This is a genomic window from Comamonas fluminis (genome assembly GCF_019186805.1).
Classification (GTDB): Bacteria; Pseudomonadota; Gammaproteobacteria; order Burkholderiales; family Burkholderiaceae_C; genus Comamonas; species Comamonas fluminis.
In genome coordinates, this window is sequence record NZ_CP066783.1 from 514,032 (window position 1) to 530,919 (window position 16,888).

The following is a 16,888-nucleotide window of genomic DNA, read 5'->3' on the forward strand; positions in this document are numbered from 1 at the left end:
AAGCAATGAGTACCACTGACACCCGGCGACCGCTGGACGGCCAGGCTGTCGGCCTGATGCTGCTGCTGTGCCTGATCTGGAGCCTGCAGCAGATTCTGCTGAAGGCGACGGCGCAGGACTTCTCGCCCACGCTGCAACTGGCGCTGCGCTCTGGCATTGCTGCGGTGCTGGTGTGGCTTTATATGCGCTTCAAGGGTGAGCGGCTGACGCTTGCCAGCGGTATCTGGCAGCCCGGCTTGCTGGTGGGGGTGCTGTTTGCGCTGGAGTTCGTCATGGTCGGGCAGGCCGTGCGCTACACCACGGCCGGGCATGTGGTGGTGTTTCTCTACTCGGCTCCGGTGTTTGCGGCGCTGGGCTTGCACCTGAAACTGCCTGAGGAGCGGCTGGCACCGCTGCAGTGGTTTGGTATTGCGCTGGCTTTTGGCGGGATAGCCGTGGCTTTCTTGGGGCAGGCGGCGCAGAGTCAGGGCCAGACCTCTGTGCTGGGTGATGCACTGGCGCTGGGCGGTGCGCTGGCCTGGGGGCTGACCACGGTGGCGATTCGCACCACGGCGCTATCCAGCCTGCCTGCCACGCAGACCTTGCTGTACCAGCTGGCAGTGGGCTTTGTGCTGCTGGGCATTGCGTCGGTGTGGATGGGGCAGACTACCTTTCATTCCAGCTGGCCGGTGTGGGCTTCTCTGGCTTTCAATGCAGTGGCGGTGTGCTTTTTCAGCTTTCTGGTCTGGTTCAGCCTGCTGCGCACCTATCTGGCATCACGTCTGGGTGTGTTTTCATTTCTGACACCTATTTTGGGCGTGGTGCTGGGAGCCTGGCTGCTGGATGAGCCCGTAGAACCCAACTTTGCGCTGGGGGCGCTGCTGGTGCTGGCAGGCATCGTGCTGGTCAGTGGCTACCGCTGGCTGGTGCGTTATCTGCCTGCTCGCAAAAGCTGACGGCTGTCAACTCTGCGCCGCTGACTGTGGCGGCATAGGGGCTTGCCGGTTGATGTTGTCACCGGCTCTGCCTAGGATGTTTTCAATCAGGGGCTTGCGCGCCCCGTTTCTATCCAACTGTCGCAGGGAGTCCGCACATGCCTTTTGCCCCAGTCAATGGCCAGAACATCTATTACGAAGACACGGGTGGACGCGGCCCGGTGATTGTGTTCTCGCATGGGCTGCTGATGGACCGCAGCATGTTCGATCCGCAGATTGAAGCCCTGCAGGGGCAGTTTCGCTGCATCAGCTGGGATGAGCGTGGTCATGGCCAGACGGCTGACCCTGAACACTGCGCGCCTTTTAGCTATTACGACAGTGCGGACGATCTGGCAGCGCTGCTCAAATTTCTGGGTGTGGACAAGGCTGTGCTGGTGGGCATGTCGCAAGGCGGCTATCTGTCGCTGCGCTGCGCGCTGATTCACCCTGATGTGGTGGCCGCACTGGTGCTGATAGACACCCAGGCCATGATGGAAGACCCCGAACTGCTGCCCCACCACGAGGCGCTGCTTAAAGCCTGGATGGAGCATGGCCTGTCTGACGACATGGCGGCCACGGTGGAGCACATCGTGCTGGGCGAGGGCTGGAGCGGTGCAGCCCAGTGGCGTGCCAAGTGGAAGCAGGCATCACCCATCAACCTGGGGCAGAGCTTTGCCACGCTAGCGCTGCGCGACGACATCAGCCCGCGTCTGGCCGAGATCAAGGTACCCACGCTGGTCCTTCATGGCGACAAGGACGCAGCCATTGCCCCCGAGCGTGCCCGCGCCATGTTCAAGGCCTTGCCCAATGCGCGCTGGGTGGATGTGGCGGGTGCGGGGCATGCATCGAATCTGACGCACCCAGAGCCGGTCAATGCCGCCATTCAGGCATTTTTGAACGAGCAGCACTGATACGGCATCAGGCCTCACCTATTTCAGAAGCGCTGCGCTTGCGCAGCACCACGGTAATCTGGCCATTGGTTTCGATGGTGGCGCGTTCCACCTCATGGGCATTGAGGCAGCCATTGGCGCGCAAGGCGGCGGCCAGGTCATCGGCGGTGATCTGCTCCTGCTTGAGTAACTCTTGCTGCACGGCGCCTGAATGAATCAGCACTTTGGGTTTGCCGTCGATGATGTGGCGCAAAGACGGGTAGCGATAGCTCAGGTGCGAGAGCAGTGCATGGCAGGCAATCAGAGTGCTGGCGCTGACCAGACCGCCAATCAGCGAGTTGTCACCGGCGTTCATCGAGTTTTGCACCGCGTTGGAAAGAATCAGCAGCAGCACCAGATCGAACGGAGCGTATTGCCCCGTCTGGCGCCTGCCGGTGATGCGCAGAAACACCAGCAAAAACAGATAGACGGCCACGCCGCGAATCACAAATTCCCACCATGGGACGGCCATTGCAAACATCGATAGCTCCTTGCTGCGAGGATTTGACTGTGCCGTGCAAGCCGCCTCGTCGCAAGCGATGAGTGCTGCAGCAGTACAGCTGTTGCATGAAAAGTGTTCCAAAGTGGCGCATTCTGGGCCGTGCGCATGCGCCAGGGGGCGTCGCCGCTCTGCCGCAGTGCCCTCTTCATGCTGGCATTTTTCTTGCGGCTGTTGGCAGAGACTGAATCTCCGGGAGATTGCGTTTTGCTGCGTCGTGAACTACTGCTGGGCTCCGTGCTGGGAGCCACCCTCCATGCCAGGGCAGATGATGACAAGACCGGCGGGGACCCTCTGGGTTCCATGCAATGGCCATCGCTGCGTGAGCAATTCATTGCGGGGCAGCCCATGCGCTTTTCGCAGGCGGTCGTGCTGCGCACACCACCATTTGCCGATGATGCGATGAACGTGCCGCTGCAGCTGGATGCGCGTGCGCTGTCAGCCGTGGGTGGTGGGGTGGAAAAGATTGTGGTGGCAGTCGATCGCAACCCCATTCGTGAAGTACTGACCTTCGAGCCTTTGCAGGCGCTGCCCATGCTGTCTTTTCGTATCCGGCTGGAGCAGGCATCGCCCATCCGTGCCATGGTCAGAACACGGGACGGGCAGTGGCATGTAGGCGGTGCCTGGGTACAGGCCGCAGGCGGTGGCTGCACCGTGCCCGGTGCCTCGCGTGCAGACGGCTCCTGGAAAACGACGTTGAACCAGGTGCAGGCCCGCATTTTCGGCAATGTCGTGGAAGGAAGCCGGCGCTTGCGCGTGCGCATCATGCACCCCATGGATACGGGGCTGGTGGCCGGGATTCCTGCGTTCTACATTGACCAGCTGGAGCTGCTGGATGCCGCAGACCAGGCATGGTGGCGTCTGCACATGCGCGAGCCGGTGTCGGAAAACCCCATGCTTACCTTTGAGCTGCCTGCTCAGGGCCCGCAACAATTCAGGCTCAAAGGCCAGGACAACAACGGCAACCGTATTGATGCACAGGTGCGGGCATGAGGTCGCGGCTTGCACTCTTCAGTGTCTCTTTCAGTGCGGCGCTGGCCATGGTCTTTGCGCAGACCCTGCATGCAGAGAGCTTGCCCGCGCCGCCCCGGCCCGATATGGCCACTCTGGACTACGGCCTGCAGGCACGGAAGATTTCCAATCAGACCTGGGTCATCGAAGGTGCGGTGGCCGACTTTGCCAGAAGCAATGGCTGCAACATCATCAACACGGCGTTCATGGGCACTGCTGATGGGGTGGTCGTCATCAACACCGGCCCCTCGCGACGGTATGGAGAGCAGCAGCGCCGCCTGATTGAGAAAGTGACCGGGCAGCAGGTGCATCAGGTGCTGAATCTCAACTTGCATCCCGACTACTTTCTGGGCAATCAGGCCTGGCAAGACAAGCCCATTCAGGCGCTGGCAGGCAGCATTGCTGGCATGCAGGCAGAAGGTGCTGCGTATGAGGACAATCTCTATCGCATCTGCGGCGACTGGATGAAGGGAACCCAGGCCCATGCCGCGCAAAAAACGATTGAACCGCAGACCTTGAAAGTCGGCAATCGCACGCTGGAGCTACGCCGCTTGCAGGGGCACACAGCCGATGATTTGCTGGTTATCGACAGGCAGGCCGGAGTGCTTTTTGCGGGAGGTCTGATCTTTGCCGACCGCGTTCCCACCACACCGCATGCCGATATCAAAAAATGGCTGGAAAGTCTGGACACACTGGAGCAGTGGCACAAGCAGGGGCAGTTTTCACTGGTGGTGCCAAGCCACGGGCCGGTGCACCAGGGCTCGCGCGGAATTGCGCAGACCCGGGACTGGCTGTTGTGGCTGGATGCGTTGATGCGAACGCACGCCGAGCGCGGCGCTGATCTGGCAGAGCTGCTGCAAACCCGTGTGCCAGAGCGCTTTGCAGCATGGGCGGCGCAGCCCGCGGAGTTTCATCGCAGTCTGGTGCAGTGGTTCCCAAGGTATGAGCAGCAGGCTCTGGGGCCGGTGCTTGAAACAGAACCAGGGGCGAAACCTTGAGAGGGCTCGGCCAGCGACTGTGCTGCATTTCTGAACAGCGCATGGTGCAGTTTCTGTGTCAGTTCGGTACTGATTGAGAACATCACTCTGCGCATTTTCGGCATCAAGACAAAAGATGAAAGGCACTGACGCAGATCAAAAGCTGGCATGGATGTTGCCACTCTTTCTGCGTATCTGTGTAGAGCCGTTATCGGCCCCATTTCATTTCGGATTGGATTGACTTATGCGCACTCAAGTTCTTCTGGGTCTTCTCTGGATTGGCGCTTGCAGCCAGGCATCCGCGGCAGATTCGGCTGCTGTTGCAGATCTGGCCAAAGCCAGCGGCTGCTTTAGCTGCCACTCTGCCAAGGAAAAAATTGTGGGCCCTGCTTTCAGCTCGATTGCCGAGAAATATGCAGGTGAAAAGGATGCCGTCTCGACGCTGACGCAGTCCATCCAGCGGGGCTCTCAGGGCAAGTGGGGGCGGATTGCCATGCCGGCCCACGCGAGCCTGAGCAACGATGAGCTCAAGTCTCTGGCCACCTGGGTGATGTCCAACAAGCCCTGAGGCCATAAAACAGCGCTGAGCGACATGCCGCACCAGAATCATCCTCTCACCTTGCTGGGTGCAGCCCGGATGATTCTGATGCCCGACGAGAGCCCGCAGGCGTTGCGACTCAAGGTAGTTGCTGCCAGCAGGCTGGGCTATCACGCTCAGGCGCGTGAAATCCTGTCCCGGCTGGCGCTGGCAGACGAGGAAGAATCACCAGTGGGCGGTGCGGCGAGTTGTCGATGAATGGCTGAGCGCTGCGTGATGGGATGAGTCAGCGATCCCAGATATCGGTGCTGATGGCCTGGTACCAGGCGCTGCCGTAGCGAGCCTCGGCAGTGCGAACGCTGGCATCGGCATGGAGTGCGCTGATTCCGACCGATCCCGGCATATCCACCAGCCTGCCTTGCTGGGCGCGATAAATGCCTGCGACAGAGATGCCGTAATCCTGCCCGACCAGGCTGTAGCAGGTATTGGCATAGACGGCCGTGGGGGGCGCTTGATCGCTGAGCGCTGCAGCAATGGCTGCGGCCACCATCTTTCCCTGGTTGTTGGCTGCAAACCCGGATTTGGGCATGGGCCCGGCAAAGCTGGCATCGCCCAGCACATAGACATTGGGCACCTGTGCCGATTCAAAACTCTCACCGCGCACAGGGGCCCAGCCGCTGAAGTCAGTCACGCCAGCGCGCTCCGCAATCAGTCCGGCTTTTTGCGGGGGAATCACATTCAGCACATCGGCCTTGTGCCGCTGGCCGAACATTGTCTCCACTTCCAGTGCCGCCGCATCGACGCGTGTAACCTGTCCATCACGCGAGAGGCTGATCCACTCAATCATCTCGCCGTACAGCGCTTTCCAGCCTTCCAGGAAAAGAGCTTTCTTGGAGAAGTTTTCCTTGGCATCAAGCAGCAAAATTTTGCTGCGTGGTTTGTGCTGTTTGAAGTAATGCGCCACCATGGAGGCTCGCTCGTAGGGCCCTGGCGGGCAGCGAAACGGGTTGTCTGGAATCGCCATCACAAACAGGCCGCCATCCTTCATTGCTTCCATTTGCTGGCGCAGCAACTGGGTCTGCGCGCCGGCTTTCCAGGCGTGAGGTGCCAGCTTGGCCGCAGCCTTGTCATAGCCTTCCAGCGCGTTCCACCGCATGTCCACGCCGGGGGAAAGCACCAGTTTTTCCCAGTTCAGTCGCTGGCCGTTGTCCAGTGTGATGTTGCGCTGAGTGGTGTTCACATCCAGCGCGGTGGCATGAATGACTTCGATCCCGATGGCGCGCAGGCCGTCAAAGCCATGGCCCAGGCTTTCCCAGCTGCGCAGCCCTGCCAGGTACAGATTGGAGAAAGGGCAGGTGTAGAAGCGCTGTGCAGGCTCAACCAGTGTGATGCGCAGCTGCGGAAGATGCTGGCGCAGGTGGCGGGCGACTGTGCCACCGCCAAAGCCACCGCCCACCACGACAACATGGGCAGACGCCATTTGTGATCTTGCAATGGCAGGCATGGCCAGGCTGGCTGTGCCTGAGAGCGCGTGCGTCAGGAGATGGCGCCTGCTCAAACTCATGGCGCGGCCTTTTGTGCTTGCGAGAACCACTGCGCCAGTGCCGCTATTTCTGCAGTTTCGTAGCCGCTCATGATCCAGTGCATGACAGTGGCGTCTGGGGCTTTGCCATTCTTGAAATCCAGCATGCGCTGCTGCAGCCGTTGAGCACTCTGGCCGCGCAGCTCGGGCATGCCCGCAGGTGTGTACCCGGGCTCGCCATGGCAGCTGAAGCAGGTTCCAGTCAGGACTTTCAAGTCTGCTGTATTGGGCACTGTGGTGGTCTGTGCCTGCAGGCTCAAAGGCAAAGCTATCAAAAATGATAGCTGTATGCCCTTGAAGGCATTGCGCAGGGGCGCACTCATGGCATGGAGCGCGACTCGGCGTCGTTGCGAAAGACGATGGGAATGTGGCGCCGCTCTGGCGCGCTGCGCACCAGTTGCACCACCTTGTCATGGTGTGCAGATTTGCTGCAGACAGGGTCTGTGGCTGCGGCATCGCCCGTCAGCAGAAAAGCCTGGCAGCGGCAGCCGCCAAAGTCTTTGTGGCGTTCATCGCAGCTGCGGCAGGGCGCTTGCATCCACTCATCACCGCGATAGGTGTTGAAGGCCTGGCTGCGATGCCAGATATTGGCCAGCGGCTGCTGGCGCACATCGGGCAGGGCCAGGCCCGGCAGGTCGCGGGCGTTGTGACAGGGCATGGCCAGGCCATCGGGGGCCACGCTGAGAAAGACCGAACCCCAGCCATTCATGCAGGCCTTGGGGCGTTCTTCAAAATAATCGGGAACAACGAAAAGCAGGCGGCAGCGCTTACCTATCTGTGCGCGGTAGCGGTTGACGACGGCTTCTGCTTCCACGAGTTGCTCGCGCGTGGGCATCAGGTGATCACGGTTCAGCCAGGCCCAGCCGTAGTACTGGGTGTTGGCCAGCTCCAGGTACTCTGCCTCCAGTTCCAGCGCCATCTCGATGATCTTGCCCACATGGGGCAGGTTGTGGCGGTGCAAAACGCAGTTCATCACCATGGGCCAGTCGTGCTGCTTGATGGTGCGAGCGACTTTCTTCTTCAGATCGAAGGTGCGGGTATGGCTCAGAAAGTCGTTGAGTTCACGGGTGCTGTCCTGAAACGAGAGCTGAACATGATCCAGCCCTGCCTGCTTCAAACGCGTGGCTCTGGCATCTGTCAGGCCAACGCCAGAGGTGATGAGGTTGGTGTAGAAGCCCAGGCTGCGCGCTTCCTGCACCAGTTCTTCCAGATCATCGCGCAGCAGAGGCTCGCCGCCGGAAAAGCCAATCTGCGCCGCACCCATGGCACGGGCCTGGCGCATCACATCAACCCATTCAGCAGTGCCCAGCTCACTGCCCGTGTGTGCATAGCGTGTGGGGTTGTAGCAAAAAATGCAGTGCAGCGGGCAGCGATATGTCAGCTCGGCCAGCAGCCACAGCGGTGGCTTGATGTCATTCGATCCAGCCACGGTGCGTGCCCTCATCAATCAGTGCCTGCACCTGAGCGGCGATGCCCTGAATATTGAACAGTTTTTCGAGTTCCTGAACGATGGCGGCAATGGTGTGGCTGCCGTCGCAGCGGCGCAGAATTTCAGCGGCGCTGGCATTGAGTTGCACCATACCTTCTGGGTAAAGCAAGACCCAGCTTTCCTGCGCAGGTTCGTATTGCAGACGCAGGCGCCGGGAGAGCGTGGGGTGCTCGGAGAAGTGGGTCTGTTCTAGGTCCATGGCTGCGTTCATTGGCAGGCTTTCTCAATGGCGTCGAGCATGCTCCACAGAATGTCGAGCTTGAATTGCAGAATCTCCAGCGCTCGCTGCTGGGACTCGCGCGTGGTGAAGTGCTCCAGCGTGACACGCAGGCCATGCTCCACATCGCGCGAGGCCAGCGGAATGCGAGAGCGGAAATAGGCCAGCCCCTCGGCATCAATCCAGGGGTAGTGCCCGGGCCAGCTGGCCAGCCGGTCCTTGTGAATCTGGGGGGCAAACATTTCTGTCAGCGATGAGCAGACTGCTTCTTGCCACGGGGCTTTGGTGGCAAAGTTCACATAGGCATCGCAGGCGAAACGCACGGCAGGCGCAACCTGGCGCAGTGACCAGAGTTCCTCTCGGTCAATGCCCACGGCTTCACCCAAGCGTGTCCAGGCTTCGATACCGCCTGCGGACGGGCCTTCGTAGTCGCCATGACCGTCGTGATCGAGGATGCGCTCCACCCATAGCCTGCGCTGAGCGCGGTCAGGCATGTTGGCCAGAATAGCGGCGTCTTTGCGCGGAATGCAGATCTGGTAGTAAAAGCGGTTGACCACCCAGCAGCGCAGCTCCTGCGGTGTGCAGCCGCCAGCGTTCATGCGCACATTGAAGGGGTGATGGATATGGTAGGCCTGCCCTTTGTCGCGCAGGCGGGCTTCAAATTCACTGGACGACCAGGCCTGATGAACCTGTGCGGAAGATGGTGTGGCGGCCATGTCCATGGGTTTTTCCTCAAAAGACGATTTCCATGCCATCGCATGCGACTTCTATGCCAAGTTTCTGCAGCAGCGCGCGCTCTGCTGAGTCTTCGTTGAGGATGGGGTTGGTGTTGTTGATGTGTATCAGCAGCTTGCGCGTGCGCTGGGGCAGCCGCTGCAGGTGTTCGATCATTCCGCCAGCGCCACTTTGCGGGAGATGCCCAGTGTCGAAAGCGCTTTTGTGGGACAAGCCTAGCTGCTGCATTTCGTCGGCAGTCCAGAAAGTACCATCGACCAGCACGATGTCGCACTCAGCCATGAGTGCGTGGAGCTGGGGCGTGACTTCCGCAAGGCCCGGGGCGTAGAAAAGTCTGGGTGTACCAGGGCCTGCATGGGCGATAAGACCGATGTTGTCGCCAGGGCGCGGGCACTCTCTGAATGGCGAGTAGGGCGGTGGCTTGGAAGAAAGACTGACCACCGTCAGCTCAAGGCCATCGACGCCGGGAACCTGAATATCGGCAGCATTGCATGACAGCGGGTGCAACTGCACGCCGCAGTAGTGCGAGAGTATGCGGGTGATGGGGAAGCCTTCGCTGACATCGGCAATGACTTCTGGCGTGGCCAGCAGCGGCAGCGCTGCCTTGCTTTCGCGCAGCATCAGCAGGCCGGTGACATGGTCAATCTGGGCGTCCATCAGCAGAACTGCGGCGATGCCGCTGTCACGAATGGCGCGGGCGGGCTGCAAGAGCGGGGTCTGGCGTATCTGCGTCAGTATGTCGGGGGAGGCATTGACCAGCAGCCAGTCGATTCCGTTTGCACTGAGCGCGATGGAAGACTGTGTTCTGGCCTGGGCGCGCACTGTTCCGCGTCGCAGCCCATCGCAGTTGGGGCAGTTGCAATTCCACTGAGGAAAGCCGCCGCCTGCAGCAGAACCAAGAACACGCAGATACATAGAAAGGCCTGAGGATGGCAATCAAGGCCCGCCCCGGAAGGCAAGGCCTTGACTGCGTTACGTTAGGAAGTGGATGGGTTTAGCGGTTGGCGATGTACATGGTGATTTCAAAGCCGAAACGCAGGTCCGTGAAAGAAGGTGCTGTCCATTGCATGGTTGTCTCCTGAAAGTTGGTTGGCATGAAACATGTGTGTCAGCCGTGGTTTGAAACTCCATCGACTGCAATGAAGAAAAGCAATATCAATGCCATTTGCTCCGACCTTGAGACCTGGCCCAAGCCTCAGTGTTTGCAGCGCCCGGCCATGCATCGCATTGGCTGGCGTGATGCGGGCTGCAGGCAGGGGGAGCCATGGTTGCTGGTACATGGCGGGCCGGGTGGCGCCTGCCAGCCATCCATGCTGGCAGCGTTTGATTTGCAGCGACAGCGCGTGATTGCGCTGGACCAGCGCGGCAGTGGTGCATCCAGACCGAAAGGTGGAATACGGGGAAGCCATGTCATGGCGCTGGTTCAGGACATGGAGGCGCTGCGCAGGCATCTGGGGCTGGAGCGCTGGTCTTTGCTGGCGGGCTCCTGGGGAACGGTGCTGGCGCTGCTCTATGCACATCACTATCCGCAGCATGTGCAGCGTCTGGTACTCAGAGGTTCTTTCGGTGCATCGAGCAAGGAGATTGGCGCTTTGCTGCGGCCCGCATCAGCGCTGGGGAAGGCGTTGCCTGCATTGCGCAAGATCAACTGGCCGGTGCAATCTGCGCAAGCTGTGCCACAGGCACTGGCGAAATTGGGACAGGTGTTCCAAAGCGCAACACCGAATGCCAGATCGCTGGGAATCGTGCGGGGCTGGAATTTGCTGGAGCTGAGAGATGCCCTCAGAGGCATACAGCGCAGCCTGATTCACGCGGATGGGAAGCTTGCCATGGCCATGAGGCGTGAGAGAGCGCAACTTAAGCGGCAGCAGCGGCGAGCAGCCTCTGTATTGAAGGCACCAGGGGCGACGGTGCGTGATGCTCAGCTATGGCAAAAGTACAGATTGCAGGCCCACTATCTGGGGCAGCGCAGACATTTGCAAAGAGTGAAGCTGGATGCCGCCGTGAAAGCCATTGCGCAGCAGCGCATTGCGGTGGACTGGGTGCATGGGCGCTTTGACGCGATCTGCCCGCCGGACAACAGCAAGCGCTGGTTTGAAATGGGAATGTCCGCAGGTGGGCTGATGCGATTGCATCAGCCGCATTGCGGACATCTTGGAAGTGAGGCAGAGATGCTGTTGAGCCTGCGCTATTGCGTGCATCTGCTGCTGAAAAACCAATGAAGAAGTGATGCCAGACGCTGTTTACTTCGGTGCAGTTTCGACAAAGCTGCGCATGGCCCACACCACTTCAGGCGCAATGATTCCTTCCCATGGTGGCATGTGGATGATGCCGAATTTCTGTTTGCCATAACGCACGGATTTGACAAAGAATGCATCGGCATCGGACATGCACCGTTGTTGCAATTCGGGCTCGCGAACGCGCTTGCAGGCCAGGCCGATACGGCGCAGATCAGGCGCGGGTGAGCGTGATGCGTTGGCATCGGCGCCGTGGCATTTTGCGCAGCTTTGGTTGAAGGCACTTTTGCCAATGGCGATGGCATCGGGGTTGCCGCGAACGGGGTTGATCTCTGCCCATTGACGGGCTTGCTCTGGCAGGCCTGATGCATCCACCTGCGGCGCAATGGCTTCAATTGCGACAGCGGCGCCCGCTGTGCTCAGCAAGGCCAGCGCTAGGCTGGCGTGACGGATGCCGCGTGACAGTTTTTGGAGAAGGAAAGAGCATGCTTGCATATCACTTCCAGCTTTCTTTGCAGCCTTTGCAATCGTCCAGATTGGATTCGGTAAACACGGTGTAGAGCGTGTAGTTGCCATCAAAGCTGGCGCTTTTCATGTTGGTTGCGACAAACTTGGTTTCCTGAAAATTGCTGGCCACAAACCGTGCGCCGACAAACCACGCGTGGTTGAAGCGGGCCATCTCCAGATTGGCGCCAATGAACTCCGCCCCGGAGAAGTCCGAACGCATGAGGCGGGCTGAATCCAGATCCGTGCCAATGAACTTGGCATTCTTGAAATCGGTATTGGCCGCGGTGGCTTTGGTCAGGCGTGCGCCTGTCAGATTCGCGCCTGTCAGATTGGCCACTGCCAGATTGGCTCCGCGCAGGTCGGCGCGGCTGAGATCGGCGCCGCGAAAGTCTGCGCCCACCAGGTTTCTGCCCACCAGATTGGCGTGCCGCAGATCAGCGCCCGGGCAGCGTGTGTAGGGCCAGATGGGGCAGCCATTAATGACCAGGGTTTCATTTTCATGGTCTGGCTGGCCCACATGGTCGGGCTGTGCAAGCGCACCCAAGGCATGGACCCCGATAGCGAGACTCAGCAGATATCGCAACACAGTCTTCATTCAGATCTCCGAAACACCCGGCTAGCCATGTTGGCCAGCCGGGCCTGTTCGTTTAACGGCTGGCGACTTGCTTGGGCAGCTTGAAGACCCACATGGAGCCGCCCTGCGACACCTGCTTGGTCAGCTCGGCCATGTCACCGCCCCACAGTGGCACGGCGCCGCCATAGCCGGATTGAATGCCGATGTACTGCTCGCCATCCATCTCCCAGGTCACAGGAACCGATACCACACCAGAGCCGGTCTGGAACTTCCACAGTTCCTTGCCAGTCTTCTGATCCAGGGCTTTCACAAAGCCATCCGAGGTGCCGGTGAACAGCAGGCCACCGGCGGTGGTCAGAGTGCCCGCCCACAGAGGCAGTTGCTCTTTGTGTTCCCAGGCAATTTTTCCGGTCTGCGGGTTGATGGCGCGCAGAATGCCGACGTGGTCTTCGTGCAGCTTCTTGATGCGGAAACCCTGACCCAGATAGGCCGCACCGGGCTTGTAGGTGATCTGTTCAGACCAGTAGTCCATGGCCCAGTGGTTGGCGGGGATGTAGAACAGTCCGGTGTCGGGGCTGTAGCTCATGGGCATCCAGTTGGTGCCGCCCAGGAATGGTGGCGATACAAAGATGCTTTCACCCTTTTCTTCACCGGCCTTGGGCTCTGGCGGGCGATTGTTCTTCTCGATGGGCAAGCCCGTCTTCAGGTCAAAGCCGGAAGCCCAGGTGATGCCATCGACAAACGGCCACGCATTGATGATGGCGTTTTGCTTCCAGGGATGGCCGTCGCCAGCTTGCGCGAGCTTCTGGCGGTCGGTCACAAAGAAGAAGCCATTGCGGTCGGCGTGGGCCGATGCCTTGACGGTCTTGCCGGTCTTTTGGTCCTTGTAATCGAACAGCAGCACGGAGTTGTTGCCGGAGAAGTCCCAGGCGTCATTGGGAGTGTGCGAGAAGAAGCCTTTCAGATCGCCGGTTGTGGGGTCCACATAGGCCTGGCCTGATGTGTAGAGGCTGGGCCAGTTTCTGGGGTCGTCGCCCTTGGCGGTGCGCTTCCAGGTGTTCCAGGGGGCGGGGTTGCCGGTGCCCACCACGATGGTGTTGGTTTCCACGTCAAAAGAAGGGGTCTGCCATGGTGCGCCGCCGCCCTGGCTCCAGGCCTCGACCTTGCCAGTGGGGGAGTTCGGGTCGTTAGGCCAGGTGGGGGCCTTGGGGTCGCCAGTGGGGGTGCTGGGCTGGCCGTTGAGGCGGCCTACATGACCTTCCACCATGGGCCGTGCCCAGACTTCCTTGCCGGTATCGGGGTCACGGGCGTAGAGCCAGCCCACCACACCGAACTCATCGCCCGAGGAGCCGTGCACCAGCAGCACCTTGCCGGACTTCTGATCCTTGATGATGAAAGGCGCACCGGTCATGGTGTAGCCCACCTTGTGATCGCCAAACTTCTCATTCCAGACGACTTTGCCGGTGGTTCTGTCCAGGGCCACGACGCGGGCATCCAGAGTGCCGAAATAGACTTTGTCGCCATAGATGGCCGGGCCACGGTTGACCACGTCGCAGCAGGGGCGGATGTCTTCGGGCAGGCGGTGCTCATAGGTCCACAGACGCTTGCCGGTGCGGGCATCCAGCGCCACAAAGCGCGAGTACGAGGCGGTAACGTAGATCACGCCGTCGTGGATGAGCGCCTGGGCTTCCTGGCCACGCTGTTTTTCACCGCCGAACGAATAGCTCCATGCAGGCAGCAGGTTGGCCACGTTCTTGGTGTTCACGCTCTTGAGCGGGCTGTGACGCTGTGCCGTAAGGCCCAGGCCATAGGTGAGCACGTCATTCGTGGTCTTGTGGTCGTTGGCAATGTCTTCCCACGACACCGGCTTTACAGCCAGTGCGGGCAGGGAAACAGCGGCGGCCAGCGCAAGACACAGTGTGTTCAGGCGCAAAGGACGGTTGGCAGAACTTTTCATTGATTTTGGCTCCTCGTTTTCTGGTGGCGGGCAGGTCTGCTATGGGGCATGAGCCCGGCAGCGTCCTCAGTATCTCGATGAGAGCGCGTCAGAGTCGAGGGAGGCTGGAGCTGAAAAGCCGGGAAATTTTCCCGGGCAGGCCGGGAACTGGCCCCGGGTGGCATATGTTTTGCATCAGCACTGCTATCGCATCTTGAGGAGGTCACGCGATGCAGTCGAAAACACGCCTCGTTCAGTACCTGACAGGCGCATGCGTCATCTGGTTGCTGATGGCTTTTACAGGCGGTGTGGCGCACTGGCGGCAGCTGGCGCAGGACAGTGCACGCACCTCAGAGCAACTGGTAGAGCTGTTGCTGATGGCGTCTGAACTGCGGATGAGCGGCGAGGCCGTGAATGCAGAAACGGTGACTGCACTGATGGCCGATGTGGAAATGGCCAATGCGTCTGTGTATCTGGAGCGTTCAGATATGGAGCGAACACTGCTCAGTTCCGGAGCAGGGTCTGCACTGGCGCTGTCACCAGAAGGGCACACTTTCAGACTGCCGCTGAACCAGGGCGGAAGCAGCCTGCTTGTGTATCTGCACCATGCAGGGCAGCAGGCCTTGCTGCACAAGCTGCTGATGTATCAGCTTGCCTTGTTTTTGCTGATGTGCGTCAGCGTGACTCTTATCTTCAGCGTCGCCAGTCGCCGCATGCGCAATGAACTCAGGAACATTACGGTGACGCTGCGCCAGTCCAGGGCCAGCGTGCAGCAACTGGGGCAGCGCCTGCTGCAATTGCAGGACGAGGAACGCAGCTTTCTGGCCAGAGAGCTGCACGACGAATTTGGTCAGAACCTGACGGCTGTCAGCACGGCTGCTGCGTTTGTGGAGCGCCATGCTGCGAACGGCAATGCGGAGCTGCTGGCGGAGTGCGGCAGGGATATCCGGATTGCCGCGGCCTCCATGGCGCAGCAGGTCAGAGGCATGCTGAGATCGCTGCGGCCTCAGGGGCTGCAAGGCTCGGGCCTGAAGCAGGCCTTGCAGGATCAGGTCAACAACAGCCGTCTGCATGCCGAGGGTGTGCAGCTGCAGGTGCAGATGCCATCAAGCCTGCCCCTGCTGTCAGATGCGGCGGCGCTGGCCCTCTATCGCACCTTGCAGGAAGCACTGACCAATGTGCTCAAACATGCGCAGGCACGAGTTGTGCGTCTGGTGATTGAGCACGATGAACACAGGCTCTGGATGCGCATTGATGACGATGGATGCGGTCACGAGCTTGATGTACGCAGCATGGCCCGTGGTGGTGTGACTGGCATGCAGGAAAGGGCGCGGGCAGGCGGCGGAAGCTGTGAGTTCAATGCGTCCGTTCTGGGGGGCATCTGCGTGTATCTGAGTTTGCCCGTGCTCGGTAAAAAGAATGAAGGAGACCTGTCCAATGCTCAATGTGCTGTTGCTTGATGATCATGCGGTGGTTCGCACCGGATACAGGCGCCTGATCGACGCCGAGCCAGACATGCAGGTGGTGGCGGAGGCTGCTACGGCCGCTGAGGCTTATGCGCTGCTGCAACAGCAGCACATTGACCTGGCCGTGGTGGATATCAGCCTGCGCGGAACCAGTGGCATTGATGCGATCCGGCGGATTGTCACCCGGGACATCAGCGCCAAGGTTCTGGTGCTTTCCATGCATGACAACCCCGGCATCGTCACGCAGGCCATGCGTGCAGGTGCGCTGGGCTACCTCACCAAGAGCAGCGAACCCGGAGATCTGCTGGATGCCATTCGCACGGTGGCGCGGGGGCGCAGAGTCCTGTCGCCCGATGTGGCCCAGGTGCTGGCCGAAGCCAGTCTGGATCAAGAGCAAATGCTCAACCGCCTTACGCCGCGCGAATTTGAAGTTCTGCGCATGGTGGCCTCAGGCGAGGAAACCCGGCAGATTGCAAGCTGCATGCACCTGAGCCCCAAGACGGTGTTGAATCATCTTTCCATGGTGCGCCAGAAGCTGGAAACCGATAGCGATTTCAAACTGCTGAGGCTGGCGGTTCGCCACGGTCTGGTGGACTTGCATGCGGTGTAGAGAAAAGGGTCTGTGCTCCTATTTTTGAGAGCAGACCCGGAACGCATGAGGGGAGAGCAGGTGCTGCAATCCGCAACACCGGTGTGTGCCGTTCAGTAACGCATGCGGCGAACCAGAGCATCTTTCAGGATGAACTGGTGATGCAGAAAGGCGAGCAGATGCAGGGTAACAAGCATGATGAGTGCGTAAGCTGCCCAGTGATGCAGCAGGCTTAGCCATTCTTTGCCTTCATCCCAGCGCTGGGCCAGTTGCGGCAAGCGCAGGCCAAAAAAACGAATGGGGTAGCCCGAGAAGACCGATCCCAAAAAGCCGGAAAGCGGCAGGATCAGCATCAGCGCATACAGCAGGCCGTGGCTGGCTGCAGCAAGCCTGCGCATCACAATGACAGCGGGGGCAGGTTTCACCCGGGGCCGCAGGCAAGCCCAGATTGCGCGCACAAGAATCAGCATGCCAAGCAGCATGCCGCAGGACTTGTGAATATTGAACCAGTAGGCGCGCATGCCAGAGGGGCCTTTGGGAAGGTCCAGCATCCAAAGGCCCAGTGCCAGCTGGAAGATCAGCAAAATAGCCATCAGCCAGTGAAGTGTTACCGAGAGTCTGTCGTACTTTGCTGCTTCAAGTTTCACCA

21 protein-coding genes are annotated in these 16,888 nt (G+C 60.1%); 9 read left to right on the top strand and 12 right to left on the bottom strand.

Annotated features, from left to right (window positions below; all coding sequences use genetic code 11):
• The first annotated feature begins 5 nt into the window (after positions 1–5).
• Positions 6–935 carry a DMT family transporter gene (locus JDW18_RS02700; protein WP_218242217.1) on the top strand — a complete coding sequence of 310 codons (930 nt, stop codon included), beginning with the start codon at positions 6–8 and terminating at the stop codon, positions 933–935.
• Between the two features lie 137 nt (positions 936–1,072).
• Entirely contained in the window at positions 1,073–1,864 is a 792-nt protein-coding gene (locus JDW18_RS02705; RefSeq protein ID WP_218242218.1) for an alpha/beta fold hydrolase, read from the top strand.
• Between the two features lie 7 nt (positions 1,865–1,871).
• Here JDW18_RS02705 and JDW18_RS02710 read toward each other — a convergent pair whose 3' ends face one another.
• Positions 1,872–2,363 (bottom strand): DUF421 domain-containing protein, encoded by a 492-nt coding sequence (locus tag JDW18_RS02710; protein ID WP_218242219.1) that lies wholly within the window; start codon positions 2,361–2,363, stop codon positions 1,872–1,874.
• 225 nt (positions 2,364–2,588) lie between these two features.
• On the opposite strand from JDW18_RS02710, the gene JDW18_RS02715 reads away from it, so the two are divergent.
• From JDW18_RS02715 to JDW18_RS02730, 4 genes are all read left to right on the top strand, one after another.
• Entirely contained in the window at positions 2,589–3,374 is a 786-nt protein-coding gene (locus tag JDW18_RS02715) for a quinoprotein dehydrogenase-associated SoxYZ-like carrier (protein ID WP_246610230.1), read from the top strand.
• Positions 3,371–4,390, top strand: coding sequence for a quinoprotein relay system zinc metallohydrolase 1 (locus tag JDW18_RS02720; RefSeq protein ID WP_246610232.1), 1,020 nt, complete (start codon positions 3,371–3,373; stop codon positions 4,388–4,390). The genes JDW18_RS02715 and JDW18_RS02720 overlap by 4 nt, the downstream gene beginning before the upstream one ends.
• A 223-nt stretch (positions 4,391–4,613) precedes the next feature.
• Positions 4,614–4,937: a c-type cytochrome gene (locus JDW18_RS02725; protein ID WP_218242221.1), complete on the top strand. Its 324-nt coding sequence runs from the start codon at positions 4,614–4,616 to the stop codon at positions 4,935–4,937.
• Positions 4,938–4,961: 24 nt separating this feature from the next.
• Positions 4,962–5,165 carry a hypothetical protein gene (locus JDW18_RS02730; protein ID WP_218242222.1) on the top strand — a complete coding sequence of 68 codons (204 nt, stop codon included), beginning with the start codon at positions 4,962–4,964 and terminating at the stop codon, positions 5,163–5,165.
• Positions 5,166–5,193: 28 nt separating this feature from the next.
• On the opposite strand, the gene JDW18_RS02735 is transcribed toward JDW18_RS02730, so the two are convergent.
• The 7 genes from JDW18_RS02735 to pqqA all read right to left on the bottom strand — a co-directional run bounded on the left by JDW18_RS02735 (position 5,194) and on the right by pqqA (position 9,999).
• Positions 5,194–6,471, bottom strand: a complete 1,278-nt coding sequence (locus JDW18_RS02735; RefSeq protein ID WP_218242223.1) for an NAD(P)/FAD-dependent oxidoreductase — start codon at positions 6,469–6,471, stop codon at positions 5,194–5,196.
• On the bottom strand, positions 6,468–6,812 hold the full coding sequence (locus tag JDW18_RS02740; RefSeq protein ID WP_218242224.1) for a c-type cytochrome: 345 nt from the start codon (positions 6,810–6,812) through the stop codon (positions 6,468–6,470). The genes JDW18_RS02735 and JDW18_RS02740 overlap by 4 nt, the downstream gene beginning before the upstream one ends.
• Complete coding sequence (gene pqqE, locus JDW18_RS02745; RefSeq protein ID WP_218242225.1) at positions 6,809–7,933, bottom strand: pyrroloquinoline quinone biosynthesis protein PqqE; 1,125 nt, start codon at positions 7,931–7,933, stop codon at positions 6,809–6,811. Before pqqE ends, JDW18_RS02740 begins: the two co-directional genes overlap by 4 nt.
• Positions 7,902–8,177, bottom strand: coding sequence for a pyrroloquinoline quinone biosynthesis peptide chaperone PqqD (pqqD, locus tag JDW18_RS02750; protein ID WP_218242226.1), 276 nt, complete (start codon positions 8,175–8,177; stop codon positions 7,902–7,904). Before pqqD ends, pqqE begins: the two co-directional genes overlap by 32 nt.
• Before the next feature lie 8 nt (positions 8,178–8,185).
• Positions 8,186–8,917, bottom strand: a complete 732-nt coding sequence (pqqC, locus tag JDW18_RS02755) for a pyrroloquinoline-quinone synthase PqqC (RefSeq protein ID WP_218242227.1) — start codon at positions 8,915–8,917, stop codon at positions 8,186–8,188.
• Between the two features lie 10 nt (positions 8,918–8,927).
• On the bottom strand, positions 8,928–9,845 hold the full coding sequence (gene pqqB, locus JDW18_RS02760) for a pyrroloquinoline quinone biosynthesis protein PqqB (RefSeq protein ID WP_218242228.1): 918 nt from the start codon (positions 9,843–9,845) through the stop codon (positions 8,928–8,930).
• Positions 9,846–9,924: 79 nt separating this feature from the next.
• Entirely contained in the window at positions 9,925–9,999 is a 75-nt protein-coding gene (gene pqqA / locus JDW18_RS02765) for a pyrroloquinoline quinone precursor peptide PqqA (RefSeq protein WP_084181563.1), read from the bottom strand.
• Between the two features lie 70 nt (positions 10,000–10,069).
• Here pqqA and JDW18_RS02770 point away from each other — a divergent pair, with 70 nt between their 5' ends.
• On the top strand, positions 10,070–11,152 hold the full coding sequence (locus JDW18_RS02770; RefSeq protein ID WP_218242229.1) for an alpha/beta fold hydrolase: 1,083 nt from the start codon (positions 10,070–10,072) through the stop codon (positions 11,150–11,152).
• Positions 11,153–11,173: 21 nt separating this feature from the next.
• Here JDW18_RS02770 and JDW18_RS02775 read toward each other — a convergent pair whose 3' ends face one another.
• The 3 genes from JDW18_RS02775 to JDW18_RS02785 are packed head-to-tail and all read right to left on the bottom strand — an operon-like array spanning position 11,174 to position 14,205.
• Positions 11,174–11,662 (bottom strand): c-type cytochrome, encoded by a 489-nt coding sequence (locus JDW18_RS02775; RefSeq protein WP_218242230.1) that lies wholly within the window; start codon positions 11,660–11,662, stop codon positions 11,174–11,176.
• 1 nt (position 11,663) lies between these two features.
• Positions 11,664–12,269 (bottom strand): pentapeptide repeat-containing protein, encoded by a 606-nt coding sequence (locus tag JDW18_RS02780; RefSeq protein WP_218242231.1) that lies wholly within the window; start codon positions 12,267–12,269, stop codon positions 11,664–11,666.
• Positions 12,270–12,321: 52 nt separating this feature from the next.
• Positions 12,322–14,205, bottom strand: coding sequence for a methanol/ethanol family PQQ-dependent dehydrogenase (locus JDW18_RS02785; protein WP_218242232.1), 1,884 nt, complete (start codon positions 14,203–14,205; stop codon positions 12,322–12,324).
• Positions 14,206–14,414: 209 nt separating this feature from the next.
• On the opposite strand from JDW18_RS02785, the gene JDW18_RS02790 reads away from it, so the two are divergent.
• Both JDW18_RS02790 and JDW18_RS02795 read left to right on the top strand, forming a co-directional pair.
• Positions 14,415–15,644 carry a sensor histidine kinase gene (locus JDW18_RS02790; protein ID WP_218242233.1) on the top strand — a complete coding sequence of 410 codons (1,230 nt, stop codon included), beginning with the start codon at positions 14,415–14,417 and terminating at the stop codon, positions 15,642–15,644.
• Positions 15,622–16,260: a response regulator gene (locus JDW18_RS02795; RefSeq protein ID WP_218242234.1), complete on the top strand. Its 639-nt coding sequence runs from the start codon at positions 15,622–15,624 to the stop codon at positions 16,258–16,260. Before JDW18_RS02790 ends, JDW18_RS02795 begins: the two co-directional genes overlap by 23 nt.
• Before the next feature lie 92 nt (positions 16,261–16,352).
• On the opposite strand, the gene JDW18_RS02800 is transcribed toward JDW18_RS02795, so the two are convergent.
• Entirely contained in the window at positions 16,353–16,886 is a 534-nt protein-coding gene (locus JDW18_RS02800; protein ID WP_218242235.1) for a cytochrome b, read from the bottom strand.
• Positions 16,887–16,888 lie beyond the last annotated feature (2 nt).